General features: G+C 43.0%; 14 protein-coding genes and 1 tRNA gene. 2 read left to right on the top strand and 13 right to left on the bottom strand.

Translation table 11 applies throughout. The features are described from left to right. Positions 1-286: 286 nt before the first annotated feature. From AC0VYT_RS10005 to AC0VYT_RS10035, 7 genes are all read right to left on the bottom strand, one after another. Complete coding sequence (locus AC0VYT_RS10005) at positions 287-1,774, bottom strand: amino acid permease (protein WP_005019214.1); 1,488 nt, start codon at positions 1,772-1,774, stop codon at positions 287-289. A 175-nt stretch (positions 1,775-1,949) separates the two neighbouring features. Then, positions 1,950-2,924: a succinylglutamate desuccinylase gene (astE, locus tag AC0VYT_RS10010; protein ID WP_005019212.1), complete on the bottom strand. Its 975-nt coding sequence runs from the start codon at positions 2,922-2,924 to the stop codon at positions 1,950-1,952. Positions 2,925-2,960: 36 nt separating this feature from the next. Continuing rightward, on the bottom strand, positions 2,961-4,298 hold the full coding sequence (gene astB, locus AC0VYT_RS10015) for an N-succinylarginine dihydrolase (RefSeq protein WP_005019210.1): 1,338 nt from the start codon (positions 4,296-4,298) through the stop codon (positions 2,961-2,963). Positions 4,299-4,330: 32 nt separating this feature from the next. After that, positions 4,331-5,800, bottom strand: coding sequence for a succinylglutamate-semialdehyde dehydrogenase (gene astD / locus AC0VYT_RS10020; protein ID WP_005019209.1), 1,470 nt, complete (start codon positions 5,798-5,800; stop codon positions 4,331-4,333). After that, positions 5,800-6,843 (bottom strand): arginine N-succinyltransferase, encoded by a 1,044-nt coding sequence (gene astA / locus AC0VYT_RS10025; RefSeq protein WP_005019207.1) that lies wholly within the window; start codon positions 6,841-6,843, stop codon positions 5,800-5,802. The genes astD and astA overlap by 1 nt, the downstream gene beginning before the upstream one ends. A 21-nt stretch (positions 6,844-6,864) precedes the next feature. Next, positions 6,865-8,070 carry a bifunctional succinylornithine transaminase/acetylornithine transaminase gene (locus AC0VYT_RS10030; RefSeq protein WP_476496656.1) on the bottom strand — a complete coding sequence of 402 codons (1,206 nt, stop codon included), beginning with the start codon at positions 8,068-8,070 and terminating at the stop codon, positions 6,865-6,867. Positions 8,071-8,122: 52 nt separating this feature from the next. Further along, the gene (locus AC0VYT_RS10035) at positions 8,123-9,397 is read right to left on the bottom strand and encodes a Glu/Leu/Phe/Val family dehydrogenase (protein WP_026055441.1); all 1,275 of its coding nucleotides are present in this window, start codon (positions 9,395-9,397) and stop codon (positions 8,123-8,125) included. Positions 9,398-9,626: 229 nt separating this feature from the next. Between AC0VYT_RS10035 and AC0VYT_RS10040 the strand changes: the two genes are divergently transcribed. Beyond that, positions 9,627-10,049, top strand: coding sequence for an Lrp/AsnC family transcriptional regulator (locus AC0VYT_RS10040; RefSeq protein WP_005019203.1), 423 nt, complete (start codon positions 9,627-9,629; stop codon positions 10,047-10,049). A gap of 272 nt (positions 10,050-10,321) precedes the next feature. Here the strand turns inward: AC0VYT_RS10040 and AC0VYT_RS10045 are convergent. The 6 genes from AC0VYT_RS10045 to lldP all read right to left on the bottom strand — a co-directional run bounded on the left by AC0VYT_RS10045 (position 10,322) and on the right by lldP (position 18,005). Next, positions 10,322-10,411, bottom strand: a tRNA-Ser gene (locus AC0VYT_RS10045). An 87-nt stretch (positions 10,412-10,498) separates the two neighbouring features. Beyond that, positions 10,499-12,529 carry an NADPH-dependent 2,4-dienoyl-CoA reductase gene (locus AC0VYT_RS10050; RefSeq protein WP_005019200.1) on the bottom strand — a complete coding sequence of 677 codons (2,031 nt, stop codon included), beginning with the start codon at positions 12,527-12,529 and terminating at the stop codon, positions 10,499-10,501. 233 nt (positions 12,530-12,762) lie between these two features. After that, on the bottom strand, positions 12,763-14,454 hold the full coding sequence (gene dld / locus AC0VYT_RS10055; protein WP_005019197.1) for a D-lactate dehydrogenase: 1,692 nt from the start codon (positions 14,452-14,454) through the stop codon (positions 12,763-12,765). A gap of 4 nt (positions 14,455-14,458) precedes the next feature. After that, positions 14,459-15,604, bottom strand: a complete 1,146-nt coding sequence (gene lldD / locus AC0VYT_RS10060) for an FMN-dependent L-lactate dehydrogenase LldD (protein WP_005019195.1) — start codon at positions 15,602-15,604, stop codon at positions 14,459-14,461. A gap of 1 nt (position 15,605) precedes the next feature. Continuing rightward, positions 15,606-16,349 (bottom strand): transcriptional regulator LldR, encoded by a 744-nt coding sequence (gene lldR / locus AC0VYT_RS10065; protein ID WP_005019193.1) that lies wholly within the window; start codon positions 16,347-16,349, stop codon positions 15,606-15,608. Between the two features lie 21 nt (positions 16,350-16,370). After that, positions 16,371-18,005 carry an L-lactate permease gene (gene lldP, locus AC0VYT_RS10070; RefSeq protein WP_217449015.1) on the bottom strand — a complete coding sequence of 545 codons (1,635 nt, stop codon included), beginning with the start codon at positions 18,003-18,005 and terminating at the stop codon, positions 16,371-16,373. Between the two features lie 615 nt (positions 18,006-18,620). Between lldP and argG the strand changes: the two genes are divergently transcribed. Continuing rightward, positions 18,621-19,964, top strand: a complete 1,344-nt coding sequence (argG, locus tag AC0VYT_RS10075) for an argininosuccinate synthase (protein WP_005019187.1) — start codon at positions 18,621-18,623, stop codon at positions 19,962-19,964. Positions 19,965-20,004: the final 40 nt, after the last annotated feature.

Here is a 20,004-nt window from a genome sequence, read left to right on the forward strand (position 1 = left end):
CATAAATTTTATATAAAAATTTTAGATTAATAATAATAGATTAAATACAAATTAATTAATAAAAAGCAAAAAAATAATACCTATAATTTAAATAAAATCTAATAATATCTTAGTTTCAATAGATATTTAATTAATTATATTATCATTATAAATCAGATAAGTTTATTTTTATAATTATTTAAATATGAGATTAAATCTGCCTGTTTAATATACTCTTCTTTACTTACCCAAATAATATATAGCAAGTAAAGAGAGCTTTTGTGTAGAATAAAATATTATATTGTTGTTATGAGCAGGGTCTGTTTTTATAGAAAATGCTATAGCTCAAGTAACATGCAATCATAAATAGAATACAACAGATAAAACCAACTTGCATTGAAGGATCAGTGACCATACTGATACATGTAATGACACAGAAGAGTCCTCCTAAAATTGGTGTGAGTGGAAATAATGGTGCAGCGAATTTAAGCTCCTTCACCGTTTTACCTGATTTAATCCACTGTCTGCGAAAGTTGAATTGGCATACACATATTGAAATCCAGACTACTACCATGGTAAAGGCAGCGACACCGAGCAGGTTCTTGAAAATCGTTTCAGGAGCAAACTGTTCAGATAACAAGCCAGGTATTGCCCCGAACATAGTTACAATTATAGCAACAATGGGTGTGCCAGAGCGTGTCAATTTGGCAAAGATTTTAGGCAATTGGTTTTTGCTGGACAATGACCACATCATTCGAGAGGCAGCAAATAACCCTGAGTTTGCTGCAGATAATAATGCTGTAATGATGACAAAACGGATAATATCTTCTGCATAAGGTATTCCAATATAATTAAAGACCGTTACAAAGGGGCTATTACTAACACTGTTTGAATTGATACCCGCCATTTCAAATGGAAGTAATGCACAAATCACCACAATGGTGCCAACAAAGAAAATTAATAAACGCCAGATAGCTGCATTAATGGCTTTGGGAACATTCTTGGCTGGCTCTTCAGCTTCACCGGCGGCTACACCAATTAATTCTGTACCAGAAAAAGCAAAATTAACGATGAGCATGGTGGCAAAAATGGGATAAATCCCGGTTGGAAACCAGCCATGTTCTGTCAGCTTACTAAATAACGGAGCAGATTCATGACCATGATAGGAAATCACACCAAAAATAGCGGCTAAACCTAATCCGATAAAACATAAAATAGTGAGTACCTTAACCAGGGATAACCAAAATTCAGATTCGGCAAATAAGCGTGTCGAGCTCACATTGAGTATAAAAACCAGAGCAGCAAACAGCAAAGTCCATGTCCACATAGAAATGGAAGGAAACCATTCCTGCATAAGCAGTGCAGCCGCAGTAAATTCAGTGCCTAAAGTAGCCGTCCAAGTTAACCAGTATAGCCAGGTAATCATATAACCTGTACCCGGACCAATATACATTCTTGCATATTCACCAAATGAGCCCGATACAGGCATTTGTACAGCAAGCTCCCCAAGACAAAGCATCACCATATAGGCAATCGCTCCCCCAAGCAGATAAGATAAAATGGCGCCTATTGGGCCAGCTTGAGAAATGACATCACCTGAGCCTAAAAACAGTCCTGTTCCAATTGCGCCCCCCAGTGAAATCATGACTAAATGACGCTTGGTCATGGCACGCTTTAGGGGTTTATCTGTCTCTGCTGCAGAAACTTCTGTCTTACTACATGTGTCTTGCTGAACCACATATTGCTCACCCAGAACTTCTCCTGACGGAAACATTTTTTCATTGTTGTTACTCATACACGCTTGCTCCAACTGTCTTCTTATGACAACCTGTCCTTGCTGCTTAGTTCCATAAAAAATTAATATCAAAAAGATATTTTTTATCCCTGTTGTATTTTTACTGAGCTTCCATATTCAAACTCCATGTATATTCTTCTCTACCGACATCCCGTCTGTTTCTAATCGCTTTAACCTATTTAATTTCTTTCAAAATCAGACCTGCCCTAAGCCCCGTTTTTACTTCTGGATTAGGAAATAAAATCCAGAGCGGCTGATCCTGTACCACATAGCTGCCCGCTTGCTGTGTAGCAATCACCTCACCTGGTTGAAAGGTAGAAAAATTAGGTGCATCTGCACTTAAGTTCAGTTTAAAGTCATCATTTATTTTTAGGATTGAATCTATTACCTTAAACTGACGAATATCCTGCTTCTGTCTGTTTGGTAAGGCCTGTCCTGAAAGTGCAGCACGCAGCATCTGGTCCGTACTGAAAAACCCGGCCAAATCATTTTGTCCAAAGGGTTTGGCCTTACCTAATTCCAAAGTACTGCTGGCGGCCTGAAAACGTTCAGTGGTGAAATGCGTGAAAGTTTTTCCAGCCGTATTGTGGTATACCAAGGCATCCAGATCAGCAGCCTTTAAGCTTTGAATCAAAAAGTCATCATAAGGCTGCATCTGGTAAGGGAATAGGGCAAAAACTGGAAGTAAAGATTCACGAATCGCGGTATGTAAATCATAATGATAGCGTTGTGCATTTGACTGGCTTTGCTGAAAAAACTGTGTAGTAACCTGTTCCAATAACGCTGCACGTTGAGTTTCGCCATCTTGGGCCAATTGCTGGTAAGCACCGCAGAACATGCGATTCATATCATTTTCAAGATAACGAACCCCTTGTCGGATTGCAGCGGGATTGCCCAATACGAACAGTACACGAACCGCTAAAGCCAGCTGACCGGAAAACAAATCCTGAATGATCTGTGCCAGCAATTCGATCGGTGCCGTTTCATTGCCATGAATACCGGCAGAAAGCACGATGGTTTTTCGATAAGCTGTTTTTGGCGTACATTGCAATAGCCCTTCACCGAGCCACTGCCATGTAAATCCAGCTGCTTCACCCTGAATTTGCTCAGGGGTCTGTTGCGCTAAAGTCAACGCAAGTAGATTAACCATGTACTTTCATCCTTAAAAGCGCTTATTGAGTATTTATTACTGGAAGTAATAAACCGAACCTAAACCTAAAATCCTGGTGAGTTCATCCAGTGCGGTGCGACTCTCAATCAATAAATCTGGATCTGCCAAATCGTCCTGGGTTAACTCGTCACGATAATGCTGATCGACCCACTGATTCAGGGTTTTGAACAATGCATCATTCATAAACAGGTTTGGATTGACCGCAGCCAGTTCCGCGTCATTCACCGCCACACGCAAGCGCAAACATGCAGGACCACCGCCATTACGCATACTTTCACGCAGATCAAACACCTTGATGTCATCAATAGGCGTACCCATTTGAATCATGTCACTCAAATAGTTCCACACGACTTTGTTCTGGCGTGATTCTTCGGGTACCACAATGCTCATACCACCATCTGCACGGGTCAGAATCTGGCTATTGAACAAGTAAGTCGATACTGCATCATCCACACTCACCCGATTTTCCGGCACTTCAATCGAGATAAAGTCTTGCCCGATCCCCGCCATTTTTTCACGGATTTCATGCAAGGCATCTGCCTGATTTAAAAAAGCCTGCTGATGATGGAACAACACCTGCTGATTACTCACCGCAATCACATCGTTATGGAATACGCCCTGATCAATCACATTCGGGTTTTGCTGAATGAACACCGTGCGTTTGGTATCTAAACGATGTAAACGCGCAATCGCTTCACTCGCCTCACGGGTTTGACGTGCAGGGAATTTCTGCGGTGCAATGGTTCCACCGAGCTGTTGCTGACCATAAACAAACACCTGTACACCGGCCTGATCATAAGCACCACCGAGGCGGTTATGATTGGCTGCACCTTCATCCCCAAACAGTGCGGCTTCAGGCAATGCTTCATGGTGCGCGAAATATACATCATTGTTGAACATTGCTTGCAGGATACGTGTGGTCGTATGATGCTCAATTGATCGATGGAACTTATTATTCAGGTTTGCCGCAGTAAAATGCATGCGACCGTCCGCACTATCTGCCGATGGCGACACCGTACACGAGTTCGCCGTCCACATCGATGATGCTGAACTGAGCGATGATAACAGTGCTGGCGCAGTGCGCATGGCCTGGGTAATCACATCAATATCACTGCCGTTAAAACCCAGACGGCGTAGCGTTGGCACATGTGGGCGCTCTTGTGGGGCAAACACGCCTTGCTTGAGTCCCAGATCCGCCAGTGCTTTCATTTTCTTCAAGCCTTGCTTTGCAGCCAATTTCGGATTGGATGCATTATTCCGGTTTTTAGTTGATGCGACATTGCCAAAAGATAAACCTGCATAATGATGGGTCGGTCCAACCAGACCATCAAAGTTGATTTCATAACCTGACATTTTTTTCTCCATGTGTCCTGATGTGGTCCGTCTTACAGCACAATGCCCGGTGATAATTTTGAAGGTAAGGTAACGTTGTCACTTTCCAGGGAAGCCATCGGCCATGCACTATAATCTGCGGCATAGAACGCACTGGCACGGTGATTGCCCGATGCGCCCACCCCACCAAACGGTGCCGCACTTGATGCACCTGTTAATGGCTTATTCCAGTTCACAATGCCTGCCCGCGCTTCAATCAATACACGATCAAATAAATCACGGTCAGGTGACACCAGCCCTACGGCCAAACCAAAGCGGGTGTTATTGGCAATATTTAAGGCTTCATCGAAGCTGTTATAGCGATAGATCGTGGTGAGTGGGCCAAAGTATTCATCATCAGGAATATCGGTAACCTGGGTTACATCTAAAATGCCTGCGGTGAGCAATGAACTATCTGCTTGTGGACGCGTCATTTCCAACAATGCTTTTGCACCTAGAGCAATCAGTTTGCTTTGTGCTGCCAGCATCTGTTCCGCGGCATGTGCAGAAATTACCCCGCCCATAAAGGGTTGTGGTTCAGCATTCCAGACACCAACCACCAAGTTTTTAGCGACTTCAACAAAACGTTGAATGAAGGCATCCCCATTGGCACCCTGTTTAACGATAATACGGCGTGCACAGGTACAACGTTGTCCCGCAGAAACAAAAGCCGATTGAATGGCTAAATTCACCACCGCATCAATATCGGTTGCTTCATCAATAATCAGGGCATTATTACCGCCCATTTCCAAAGCAAGAATTTTTTCAGGTGCACCAGCCATTTGCTTATGCAATTGATAACCTGTGTTGGCGCTGCCTGTGAACAGTAAACCATCTATTTGTTCAGCTGCTGCAAGTGCTTCACCCGTGCTACGCCCACCTTGTACGATGTTCAGTACACCTTTGGGTAAACCGGCCTGTTGCCATAATTTTGCAGTTTCTTCCGCAGTCCAAGGGGTGAGTTCACTTGGTTTAAACACCACGGTATTGCCGGCAATCAGTGCAGGAACAATATGACCATTTGGTAAATGACCCGGGAAGTTATACGGGCCAAATACAGCCAGCACGCCATGAGGACGATGACGTAACGACGCCACCCCATCTGGCATTTCAGTTTCGCTAAAACCAGTCCGTTGATGATAAGCGCGGATTGAAATCGCCACTTTACCGATCATTGATTGTACTTCGGTTAAGGTTTCCCATAGCGGTTTACTGGTTTCCTGACTAATCACTTCAGCCAGTTGGGTTTTATGTTGTTCTAATAAGCCGGCAAAACGCTCAATAATGGCAATTCGTTCTTCTAAGGCTAAGCGTGCCCAAGCTGGAAATGCCTGCCGAGCAGCATGACAAGCTTGCTCAACATCGGCCTGGCTGGCTTCATGCCCTGCCCAAATTTGCTCATTGCTGACAGGATTTTTTTTACTGAACGCAGGCCCTTGTCCCTGAATCCAGGTATCATTAATGAATAATGCACCTTGTGACATTAGTTATTCTCCATTTTTTCTAATGCTAAAACTCGCACTTCATCCCGTTCCTGGACATTAAGTGCTTGAGCCTGCTGTGGCGTCACCAATAAGATATCGGTAGCTAATAGCTGGTTATTAATGAGTAATACGCGATAATCTGCATATTGATCATTTGCAACCAGATACTGTTTATTTGATATTTCGACCTGCTCAGTAATTTTTATCTTCAATACACGACTTTCTTTGACTGCGCGTAAGTCAGCAATATTGGCTTCCAAAGTAGGACCTGCATCAAAAATATCAACATAACCTTGATATTTAAGTCCTTCTGACATCAATACCTTTGCAGCCGGTAAAGTATGTGGATGGACCTCTGCAATAACTTTCCGAGCTTCTGCGCCAAGTAAATCGACATAGACTGGAAATCTAGGCATTAATTCAGCAATAAATACTTTTTGTCCGGTCCCACTTAAATAATCGGCAGCAGCGAAGTCCATATCAAAAAAGTGATGGCCTAATGCATCCCAGAATGGCGAGTAACCCTTTTCATCCGAAAAACCTCGCATCTCTGCAATCAGCCGCTCTTCAAAATGTGTTCTAAACGCCGCAATAAACAGAAAACGGACTTTAGATAAAAATTTTCCATTCTGGTTTTTACGGTATTCAGGATCAAGAAATAAGGTGCAAAGCTCACTACACCCTGTATGGTCATTACTTAAAAACAGGGTATCTAAAGTTTTATAAACATTTAATGCTTTAGATGCATGGACCTGCTTCGCCACATGAAAATTATAAAAAGGTTCCTTTAGCCCCACTGCCACTTCAATAGCACTTACACCTACAATTTTCTGCAGGCTGGTGTCTTCGAGTACAAACAGATAACTTGCCTCACACTTTTCGGTCAGACCCGCTAAAGTACGCGAGGTACGTATAATACGTTCAGCTAGAATGTCTCGATTTTGTGGTAAGGAAGTCAGACCAATCCCTGTTTCACCGGCTCTTTGCGCCAAACGATAAATATCATCTAAATCCCGATGCGCTGCATGTCTAACAATTATCATGGTTAGATGCTCACAAAAGATTTAAAGACGTGCAAGTGCACGGGTGAAACGGTTCAGGCCTTCATCAATATCTTCTTGCGGAATAATTAAGGAAGGGGTAAAACGTACAACATCTGCTCCAGCAACCAAAGCCAGTAACCCTTCCTCACCGGCCAGTGTCACAATATTTTTGGCTTTACCTGCGTGTTCATCTTTCAGCACGCAGCCAATTAATAAACCTTGACCACGGATTTCTTTGAACAGGCCATATTGCGCATTGATTTTATTTAAGGCATCAATGAAATATTGATGACGTTGTTTTACGCCGTCTAACACTTCTGGTGTATTGATAAATTCAAATACCGCACCCGCCACTGCACAGGCCAATGGGTTGCCGCCATAGGTGGTACCGTGATCACCCACTGCATACATGTTGGCATAATGATCTGTGGTGATCATGGCACCAATCGGGAAACCACCGCCTAATGCTTTTGCTGTGGTGAGAATATCAGGCGTTACGCCTGTATTCATATAAGCATAAAGCGAACCGGTACGGCCAACGCCCGTTTGTACTTCATCAAAAATCAGTACAGCACCTTTTTCATCACATAGTGCGCGTAAGCTTTTCAGGAATTCGATATCTGCTGGCAGAACACCGCCTTCGCCCTGAATCGGTTCTACAATAACAGCACAGGTATTTTCAGTAATTAGCGCTTTAGCTGCTTCAAGATCGTTGAATGCAGTGTGCTCAATCCCACCTGGTAATGGTGCAAAATCTTGAGAATATTTTGGCTGTCCACCTGCTGTCACTGTAAATAGAGTACGGCCATGAAAAGCATTTTTGAATGCTACAATATGATTTTTTTCAGAATTACCGCTTAACAGCCCTACCTTACGTGCCAGTTTTAATGCAGCTTCATTCGCCTCTGCGCCCGAGTTGCAGAAGAACACCTTATCGGCAAAAGTACTTTCTACCAATTGCTTGGCAAGACGTAAAACAGGCTCGTTGGTATAACCATTGCCAATGTGCCAAAGTTTTTGTGCCTGCTCAGTCAGGGCATTTACTGCAACAGGATGTGCATGCCCCAAAGCATTCACTGCAATGCCACCGGCAAAATCAATATATTCTTTATCGTCTTGATCCCAAATACGAGAACCTTCCCCACGAACTAAAATAAAATTTGCTGGAGCAAAAACTGGAACCATCCAATCATTAAAGTTGCTACGTGTAATCGCTACGTCATTCATTTTATTTACCCACTTCCTGTTTTATATTTGGCTCTGACTTTATGAATCTGACTTATCCAGGGAAAATACCGCGTTCTTTACGTGCTTTTAAAATACGTTCACATGCGAGAATATAAGCTGCTGTACGCAAGCTACATGCTTTATTTTCTGCTGTATTCCAGACATCAGCGATGGCCTGAATCATTAACTTATCAAGACGCTCGTTAATCTCTTCCTCGCTCCAGAAGTAACTCGCCATATCCTGAACCCATTCGAAATAGCTCACCGTTACACCACCTGCATTACAGATTACATCTGGCACCACTACAATATTACGGCTCACGAAAACATCATCTGCTTCGGGATAGGTCGGGCCATTAGCGCCCTCCAGAACAATTTTAGCTTTAAGCCGTTGTGCCCGTTCCACTGTAATCTGACCTTCTAGTGCCGCAGGAATAAGAATATCCATATCGACATCCCAGAAATCTTCATCTGCAATCACCTGAGCTTCAGCAAAGCCCATTACGCCTCCATGCTCTGTGACATGTTTTTGTAATGCTTTAACACTTAAACCTTCGGGATTAAAAATTGTTCCTGTATGGTCTTGAACACAAACAATTTTGGCTTGAGCATGACTAAACAGATAAGCTGCTTCATTTCCTACATTACCAAAGCCTTGCACAGCGACTTTGCTACCTGCAACAGGCAGCTGAATTTTCTTGGCTACTTCCAGCCCCGTTACAAATACGCCCCGACCGGTAGCCCGTACACGTCCGAGAGAACCGCCTAAATGTACAGGTTTGCCTGTTACGACACCTGTTACAGTGTGCCCTTTAATGCTTGAGTAGGTGTCCATCATCCAGCCCATGATATTAGGATTCGTACCTACATCTGGAGCAGGAATATCAATTTGAGGACCAATAATTGAACTGATCTCACTGGTGAAGCGACGAGTTAAACGTTCCAGTTCACGTAGTGAAAGTTCTTTAGGATTGACTCGAATTCCCCCTTTAGCACCTCCAAATGGAAGATTCAATACCGCAGTTTTAATCGTCATCCAGGCAGATAAGGCCATAACTTCATTTAATTCAACATCCTGATGATAACGAATACCACCTTTACCTGGTCCACGTGAAAGATTGTGCTGTACACGGTAACCTTCAAAATGACGAATTGTCCCATCATCCATAACAATTGGAACATCAACAATCAGAGTACGCTTTGGTCTTTTAAGAGTATTAATAAAATTACTTAAATCAGCATCTAAATAGGGCGCTACCCGGTCAATTTGAGTAAGGTAAGTTTGCCAAGCACCATTATTCTGATCCGTATACGATAAAGACATCATCTGTTCCTTAATTAATCCATTGTCCCTGTTGTCTCAAGATTCCCGGTACTTGAGAACTTATTTGTAATTCAGCACCCTTTTAAGAACGCTTAATACTTCAAGTGATCTAGCTAAAACTTTTCGGGACTTTATGTTTGCACTATTATTAATAAACAAATTGATTCAAAAAATTATTTATAAATATTAAAATGATTTAATTTTTATCAATTTGCTAATACCCAATATCAAAATGAACAATATTGACCATATTATTTTAGGTTTACTTAAAGATAATGCGAGAATGTCTATTACCGATTTAGCCCTAAAAGCGCGTGTTTCTAGAGCTACTGTTCAAAAGAGAATTGAATATATGGAGGCTTCAGGCACTATCACAGGCTACACGGTACGTTTTCGCCCAAATACAGAGAAAAATGTGATCCGTGCATGGATGAATATTATGGTTGAAGGAACTAAGGCTCAGGCGGTCATTCGCGAATTACGTTTAGAGTCAGCAGTGCAACGTCTTCATACAACCAATGGAAAGTGGGATATATTGGTCGAATTACAGTCAGATACTCTTGAGAATTTTGATAAAGTACTGGAACGGATTCGTAATATTTCAGGTATCTATAATAGTGAAACGAGTATTTTACTCTCTACCTATAAAACCTAAATATGACTTTATTTAAAAAAATTTACGTTATTTTTACTCTTAAATCTATAAAGAAAGTTTAATAACTTTATTAGAGTGCTTAGTGTTAAAACTTTTATAAATTGCATCAGCTTTAAAAGTTAATGCTTTAGGTAAAATTTTTAAACCACATCTTTTATGCTCTAAATATGATACAAAAAAGTATGCCTGCTTTAAATTTTTATATGAGACACATAAAGAAACTATAGTTAAAAAAATAAGCCCTTGTAAATACAAGGGCTTATTTAAATATCTGGCGGAAGCGGTGAGATTCGAACTCACGGAGGGCGTGAACCCTCGTCGGTTTTCAAGACCGGTGCATTAAACCGCTCTGCCACGCTTCCATGCCGCTAAGAATACAAAGCCTCTTCATTTTATTCAAGAAAAATTTTAGTGCTTTATAGTCAAATGTCTATTGTTTCATCATTTAGTTAAAGCTTTGCAGCCAATTCAGCTCCTTCACGAATGGCACGCTTGGCATCAAGCTCTGCTGCCAGCTTTGCTCCTCCAATAATGTGATAGTTAGCCAGCACTTTCTTTCCACCCTGTGGCATCAAATCTTTAACTGATTCCTGTCCAGCGCATACTACAATCGTATCGACACGGAGCAGCTGGTCATGCCCATCGTGAGAAATCCATAAGCCTTCATCAGTAATTGCTTTATAATTTACACCGCGCAACATACGTACCTGATGCTTTTTGAGTTGTGCACGATGCACCCAGCCTGTTGTCTTACCAAGCCCTGCACCTAAGGGCGTAGGTTTGCGCTGCAGTAAATAAATTTCCCGAACGGGTGTTTCCAATTCGGCCGAAACCATTCCACCTTCCGTATGGTAATGAGATTCTGAATCTACGCCCCACTCACGTTGCCATTCAGTTAAAGGTTGTGGCTGAGGCTGTGAGACAGGTTTGAGTAAAAATTCAGAAACATCAAAACCAATTCCTCCTGCTCCTATCACTGCAACCCTGTATCCCACTTTTGCGCCCTTAAGCACTTCTGCATAAGACAAAACCTGCGGCGCTTCACTGCCAGCAATTTTAAGCTGACGCGGTATAACACCTGTGGCAACCACAATTTCATCATATCCTTCACGTTCAAGCTGTTCACGATTTATACGGGTATTTAAACGCAGTTCGACGCCGGTTTTTTCAATTTGAACCTTAAAGTAACGAATGGTTTCATGAAACTCTTCTTTGCCTGGCACAACTTTGGCTAAATTAAACTGTCCCCCGACTTCATCACTTGCTTCAAATAAAGTCACCTGATGCCCTCGTCCCGCAGCAACTGTAGCCGCAGACATTCCGGCAACCCCAGCCCCCACTACAGCAATCCGCTTAGGTTTTTTTGTACGCACGTAGACCAGTTCAGTTTCATAAGCTGCCCGCGGATTGACCAGACAGGTTGCACGCTGCCATTTAAATGTATGGTCCAGGCAGGCCTGATTACAGGCAATACAAGTGTTAATTTCATTGACACGGTCTGTAGCAGTTTTATCTACCCAAAAAGGGTCAGCCAGAAATGGGCGTGCCATTTGTACCATATCGGCTTTTCCTTCAGCCAGAATGGTTTCGGCAGTCTCCGGCATATTAATACGGTTTGAGGCAATGACCGGTATATTCACATACTGCTTCACTTCAGCGGTATAATCGACGAAAGCAGCACGCGGTACAGAGGTAACAATGGTCGGAATGCGCGCTTCGTGCCAGCCAATCCCGGTATTTAGCAAAGTTACACCTGCTTTTTCTAACGCCTGGGCAATCTGGATGACTTCATCCATGGTGTTACCGTTATCAACCAGATCCAGCATTGATAAACGAAAACAGATAATAAATTTCTCCCCCACTGCCTCACGGATAGCTTTTACAATTTCAAGTGAAAACCGCATCCGGTTTTCCAGTGTGCCGCCCCATCGGTCTTGACGCTGGTTGACATGCCGACTCATAAACTGGTTTAACAGATACCCTTCCGAGCCCATAATTTCAACCCCATCATAGCCAGCCTTTTTTGAAAGGCTGGCAGCATGTGCATAATCCTTAATAGTACTCAGGATATTACGCTCACTCATTTTTCGTGGTTTAAACAGGGAAATAGGTGATTTAACCGGACTGGCAGAAACGACCAGTGGCTGATAACCGTAACGACCAGAATGCAGAATCTGAAGCAAAATTTTAGCGCCATGTTTGTGTACAGCATGAGTGACCAACCGGTGATGGGGAATGTCGGCCAGACTGTTCATAGTGCCTCCCATTGGTGATAGCCAGCCCTCTCGATTAGGTGCTATACCTCCGGTAATAATGAGACCAACTCCACCTTTGGCTCGCTCGGCAAAATAGGCCGCAAGCTTCGGATAATGATAAAAACGGTCTTCCAGCCCGGTATGCATAGACCCCATTACTATCCGGTTTTTAATCGTGGTAAATCCCAAATCTAATGGCTTTAAAATATTTGCATAGCTGGTCATAGGATATCCTTGTAATTAGTGGGCTTTGCAATTTGTTGCATCTACTTTAACTGATTTTTTTATATTGTTTATGGCTGTTTATTTGAAGGATAAAGACTTGAACGTCAATTTTAAGCTTAGGCTATTTTAAAAATTTAAATATAAATATAGGATGGCTTTAAAAGTATTGCGGGGAAGAATTTAACTGTGCTTTTAATAAATAGTTCTTAAAAGCACAGTTAAAAGAATTTGGTTTATGACCAATATTTTTTTCTGGAAGTATAACCAATGCCCACATTGAAACTGTTGGTTGGATCAAGCTTTTGATAGTGTTGTTTTAAAGCAGGCTTGGCTACATATAAATGTCCAACATTATGTTCGGCCGGATATTCGGCACCACGCTGATCTAGCAGTTTCCACATGGCATGCTCCATAGCCAATGGATCAACCCCTTTCTTGACGATGTAATCCTGATGAAAAACATGGCACAAGAAATGACCGTAGTAGAGTTTATGTATAATCTGCTCTTCCATTGACTCAGGCAAGGTTTCCAGCCACTCCCGGTCATTGCGTTTTAGGGCAATATCGAGCGCCACAATGTCTTCGACCTCCCGGCGATGTACATCACGATAACGTATAGCTGCTCCTGCAATGGCAAATCGGTGTAAAAAAGCTTTACGGCCTTCTTCTTCATTACACAGAAAATAGTTGCCTGTAGAGTGTATTTTAAAATACTCCTGCAAGTAACTTTCTACCTGTGCTATATCCTGATCTTCGATACGAAGTAGTAAATGATGTTCATAGCGGTTACGGAACTCGGCCATACGCTGCGGTAAATGGGGTGGCAAAACGCCGGTTAACAGCTGTAAAACCTTGTCGGTTAATCCTCTGATTTTGACTTTTTCCAGCATGCCATCAATTTTGTCTTTCATGGCAAAAGCTTTAGGGACCCGCGCAGTTCCAAATTTTTCGATAAACAGAAAGGTATCCTTTCCATATTTCTCGCCAATGTCATACGCTACCCGATGAATATACTCACCTGCAATCGGCAGACGCGGCAATTGTGTCAGTAAATAGCGTCGAATTGCAGTCAGATCATCCTGACTATTGGTTCCAATATAAAACACCTGACTTGGTAATTTTTCAAAAGTATCCAGCCGCACTGCGAAAACACAGACCTTGCCGGCAGAACCTGAAGTTTCAAACAACCGGTTAGGGTCAGCATTAAAACGCGCCGGTGTATCAAGATCAACCTGACGCACGTCATGACCATAATGAGGATCAGAAGCGCGGTGCTGCGGACTGTAATCAATATCCTTTTCCTGATACTCACCATTTTGCAGACGTATCAGAATCTGTTCTGGCTGGGTACCTAAACTTACTCCCAAGTGATTAACCAGATGCAGTTGTCCCTGTTCATCAACCTGAGCATATAAGGCCAGTTCGGTGTACGCCGGCCCACGTCTTACCAGTGCACCGCCAGAGTTATTACATACTCCCCCTAATACAGAGGCACCTATACAGGAGGAACCAATCACTGAATGCGGTTCCCGGTTAAAGGGTAACAGGGCTTTTTCTAATGCATCTAAAGTCGCACCCGGCAAGCATATAACTTGTTTCCCTAAATTGATAACCTGTATACCAGCTAACCGCCGGGTACTGATCAGTACTACTGGACGGTCATAATCATGACCATAAGGTGTAGAGCCTCCAGTCAGGCCAGTATTGGCGGCCTGCATAATTACAATACAGTCTGCAGCCACTGCAATCTGTAAAATACGCCATTGTTCAATCAGGCTACCGGGAGCTACTACGGCTAGAACCTGTCCTTCACCAAAACGTCGACCCTGCCGGTAAAGGCGGGTTTCCTGCTCATCGGTAAGTACAAATTTTTCTCCGACCACTTGCTGAAACTGCTGTATGACTTTAGAGGCGGTGATAGACACGGTTTTACTCCATAATGCGCTTGACCAGACATTCAGAAGAAATATCCTGAATAGTTTTAGCGCCAGTTAGTGTCATGGCAACTCGCATTTCCTTGTTAATCAGCTCAAGTAGGTGATTTACACCTTCACCGCCGGCAGCACCCAATGCATAGACGAAAGCACGACCCAACAGACATAAATCAGCCCCAAGCGCAATCATACGTACTACATCAAGTCCGTTACGGACTCCCGAATCGACCATAATTTTCAGATCGCCTTTAACAGCATCTGCAATAGCCGGTAATGCACGGGTAGTAGACAATACGCCATCTAGCTGGCGTCCACCATGATTAGATACCACAATTCCGTCAGCGCCAAAACGTACCGCATCTTTAGCATCTTCAGGGTCCAGAATACCTTTAATGACCATTGGACCATCCCAGTATTCACGGATCCATTCCAGATCTTTCCAGGAAATGGACGGGTCAAAGTTTGCCCCTAACCAGCCAATATAATCTTCCAGGCCGGTTGGTTTACCCAAGTATTTAGAAATATTGCCCAGATCATGTGGACGTCCCATCAGTCCAACATTCCATGCCCAGTGTGGATGCATAAAGGACTGCATATAGCGGCGCATGGCAGCATTAGGTCCGCTCATGCCTGAATGAACATCACGGTAACGTGCACCTGGTACCGGCATATCTACGGTGAAGACCAGAGTCGAACAACCTGCAGCCTTGGCACGCTCCAATACATTTTTCATAAAGCCCCGGTCACGCAATACATAAAGCTGAAACCACATCGGGCGCTGGATGGCTGGTGCAACTTCTTCAATTGGACAGACTGATACCGTTGACAGAGTAAAAGGTATGCCATTTTTCTCTGCAGCAACCGCGGCCTGAACCTCCCCACGGCGAGCGTACATTCCGGTCAGGCCAACTGGTGCCAGAGCAACTGGCATCGACAAGGTTTCATTAAACAGCTTGGTTTCCAGACTCAGTTCAGACATGTCATTTAAGACACGCTGCCGCAAAGCGATTTTGGAAAGGTCTTCTACATTTCGTTGCAGGGTATATTCCGCATATGCCCCGCCATCAATATAATGAAACAGAAATGGAGGTAACCGGCGTCGCGCTGCTTCACGATAATCATTAGAAGATGAAATAATCATTTTAAATCCTGTTTAAGCGACTGGCACGCTGATGACGGGCTTCTTCCTCATCAATCGAGCGTACCTGTTGTATAACAAATTCGATATGGCCACAAACTGCCATGCGGGCTGCCTGCGGATCTTTACGGTCAATTGCATCCATGACCTTGAAATGCTGTAAATGCAACTGGTCAAACCGGTCTGACTCTGAATAGACTTTACGACGACCCAGCACCACGTTGTATTGCAACAGATCAAACAGGCCACGCATGGTCTGTATCAGGACCAGATTATGAGATGCTTCAGCAATTGCCAGATGAAACTTGGCGTCTGCTACCGAAGCCTGATCCGGATCACCAATTGACTGGAAATGGCTGATCTGGTCATAAAAGTGATGAATCTTGACACGGTCCTCAGCAGTAGAGCGTAAAGCTGCATACCAGGCTGTTCCCCCTTCCAGTACCAACCGTGCTTCCTGCACATCGAAGCGGTAAAGTGGATCCTGGTCAATTAGGCCGCTTAGAGGCTGAACAATTTTATGCTGTGACCAGGTAACAGGCAGTTGGCAAATATAAGTACCATCTCCTAACCGGCTCTGCACTATACCTTGAGTATTTAACTGCTGTAGGGCCTCCCGTAATGAGGAGCGCGATACACCAAGCTGTTCACATAGCTTACGCTCAGAAGCGAGGCGATCTCCGACTTTCATTCCTTGCTGTTCAATCAGCTGATACAAACTTTGTATAACTTTATCGGAGACCTTCACCCTGCACTTCCTCTTTCTATCCTATGGAATCATCCACGGGAACACATATGCCTGTAGAGTGATAATGATACCAATCATTACGGTAAAGGTTATACTGTGTTTAACCGTAAAGCGGAACAGATCGGACTCTTTACCTACCAGCCCTGCTGCTGCACAGGCAATGGCAATCGACTGCGGAGAAATCATCTTGCCGGTGACTCCACCGCTGGTATTGGCAGCTACCAGTAAAACTTCTGGCACACCAATCTGCTGGGCAGTAGTTGCCTGTAATGCTGCAAACAGCGCATTGGCAGAAGTATCTGAACCTGTGAGGAACACGCCCAACCAGCCCAAGAATGGCGAGAAGAAGGTAAAAGCATTACCAGTATGCGCCAAGGCTAATGCCAATGTTGCCGACATTCCTGAGTAATTCGCAATGAATGCAAAGGCTAGAACCATGCCTATCGAGTAAATCGGGGTCTTTAATTCATTTACTGTTTCACCAAAAGTCACCAGTGCTTCACGTGGCTTCATTTTCAGATAAACAATCGTAATAAGCGCCGCAATAATAATTGCTGTACCGGTTGCTGAGAGCCAGTCAAATTTGAAGATAGCATCATAGTCCTTAACTTCGGGCACCACTGGAGGCACTTTCTGAACCAGCTGATGCAAATAAGGAACCTTGATCGAAATCACCCAATCCTGCATTGGACCATCTTTAGCAAATAGATCTTTAAAAGGCTTGATACTCCATAGAGTTACCATCGCCGTCAAAATCACAAATGGTGACCAGGCTTTGGCAATCTGGCCTATACTGAATTTCTGCTTCTGTGAAGCCAGCAACTCGGCATCCACCTGACTGTCGTTTTCATCTTTAAAACGAAAGATATGCTTAGGCTTCCAGTATTTTAATAAGATTGTCAGGCTCACCAGTGACGCAATGGCCGCTGTAATATCTGGCAATTCAGGCCCTACAAAGTTTGAGGTCAAGTACTGTGCCAGTGAAAATGCACCGCCTGCTACAATTACAGCCGGCCAGGTCTCTTTAATTCCGCGCCAGCCATCCATAATGGCCATAATCCAGAACAGTACGATTGGCACCATAAACGGTAACTGGCGGCCTACCATCTGGCTGATTTCCATGGTATCTACACCAGACACCTGCCCCGCCACGATAATTGGAATACCCATTGCGCCAAAGGCAACGGGTGCGGTATTTACAATCAGGCACAGACCGGCAGCATACAATGGCTTAAAGCCCAAACCGACCAGTAATGCCGCAGTAATCGCAACCGGTGCACCAAAACCTGCTGCACCCTCAAGAAAAGTACCAAAAGCAAATCCGACCAACAGCATTTGCAAACGCTGGTCTTCAGTAATAGATAAAATTGAAGAACGGATTATATCGAACTGGCCTGTTTTAACAGAAACTTTATACAGGAATACTGCACCAATGATGATCCAGGATATTGGCCATAAACCATAGAAGAAACCATAAATCACCGAGGCAAATGCCATATCGGTCGGCATGCCATAAGCAAAAAGTGAAACCAGCAAAGCCAGTACCACCGTAATTGTTCCCGCTACACTTCCTTTTAAACGGAAAACTGCCAATGCCAGAAAAAAGAAAATAATTGGAATCAGGGCGACCAAGCTGGAAATCCATAAATTCCCCATCGGATCATAAATCTGTTGCCATTGTGAAAGCACATTCTTCTCCTTGATATGCTCACGAGATATTGATTGATCTAACCTACAATAATTGGTCAGACCAATATTTACTTTAAAGAACAATAAATCTTTTAATTACTTTAATTATCCTAAATTTTGCTTATTTAAAGATCAATATAAAATTTTATCTATAAAATTGGTCATACCAATTTAAATTAGAAAATGTTTAATTTCTGGCAAAGTCAATCCAGAATAAAAACCCTCTATTCTTTGTTAATATATTGTTTAATAAATAGAATAGTTAAATTTAAAGTATTAAAAACTGTACTTTTAATGCTCTTGTAAAACTTTAGTCTTATAGATTTTTTAAAACTTAAAATATGATGAAATAGAGTCAAGAAAAGCCCGTATTATTTTCTGCTCTAAATAAAACCTCCTTATTAATTTCTATAAACTGAGTTAACTCATAAAAGCGTAATTATAAATTTAGCGCCCCTATAATTTTTAAAGTTTGTCTTTTTTTTAAGAAAACATGTTCGTTTAAAAGTGTTACAATAAAATGTTTATAGATTTTTCAATGGCAGCCAATTCGTGGTGCCTGTTTTATAGTTAGGACTAGCAATGACTGATAATGCAACCATTTTGCAGCATGTACCAGTAGGCAAAAAAGTCGGAATTGCCTTCTCTGGTGGCCTAGATACTTCTGCTGCTTTATTGTGGATGAAACAAAAAGGTGCAGAGCCTTATGCGTATACTGCAAATCTTGGTCAGCCTGATGAAGATGACTATGATGCCATTCCAAAGAAAGCTGAAAATTATGGTGCGGTAAAAGCTCGCTTGATCGACTGCCGCCTGCAACTTGCACTTGAAGGTATTGCTGCAATTCAGTGTGGCGCATTCCATATCAGTACAGGCGGTATGCCTTATTTTAATACCACTCCATTAGGTCGTGCAGTCACCGGTACTATGCTGGTAACGGCCATGAAAGAAGATGATGTCAACATCTGGGGTGATGGCTCAACTTATAAAGGCAACGATATTGAGCGTTTTTATCGTTATGGTCTGCTTACCAATCCTAACCTGAAAATTTATAAACCTTGGCTAGACCAGACCTTTATTGATGAACTTGGTGGCCGTGCTGAAATGTCACAGTTCCTCATCGATAACGGTTTTGACTACAAAATGTCAAAAGAAAAGGCCTACTCGACCGACTCAAATATGCTGGGTGCAACTCATGAAGCCAAAGATCTTGAATACCTGAATGCCGGCATCAAGATTGTCGAGCCAATTATGGGGGTAGCGTTCTGGAAAGATGAAGTCGAAGTTAAAGCTGAAGAAGTTTCCGTGACTTTTGAAGAAGGTATGCCAGTTGCATTAAATGGCCAACGTTTTGATAATCCGGTGGAACTTATTCTTGAAGCGAACCGTATTGGTGGACGTCATGGGCTGGGAATGTCCGACCAGATTGAAAACCGTATTATTGAAGCCAAGTCTCGTGGTATTTATGAAGCACCTGGCATGGCGTTGCTGCATATCACTTATGAACGTCTGGTAACGGGTATTCATAATGAAGATACCATTGAACAATACCGTATCAATGGTCTGCGTTTAGGTCGTCTTCTTTATCAAGGCCGCTGGTTTGACTCTCAGGCACTGATGTTGCGTGAAACTGCCCAACGCTGGGTTGCTAAAGCAATTACGGGTACAGTCACGTTAGAGCTGCGTCGTGGTAATGACTACACCATCATGAACACTGAATCTCCGAACCTGACCTATGAAGCTGAACGCTTGACTATGGAAAAAGGTGATTCAATGTTCACACCAATGGACCGTATTGGACAGCTGACTATGCGTAATCTGGATATTACAGATACACGCGCCAAACTGGGTCTTTATACTGACTCTGGCCTGCTATCATTGGGTCAGGGTTCAGCTTTACCCCAGCTTGAAAATAACAAGAAGTAATTTTTAATCTGTCTAAAAGCCGCCTGATTCTGGCGGCTTT

Source organism: Acinetobacter sp. QJM3NY_42, assembly GCF_056173745.1.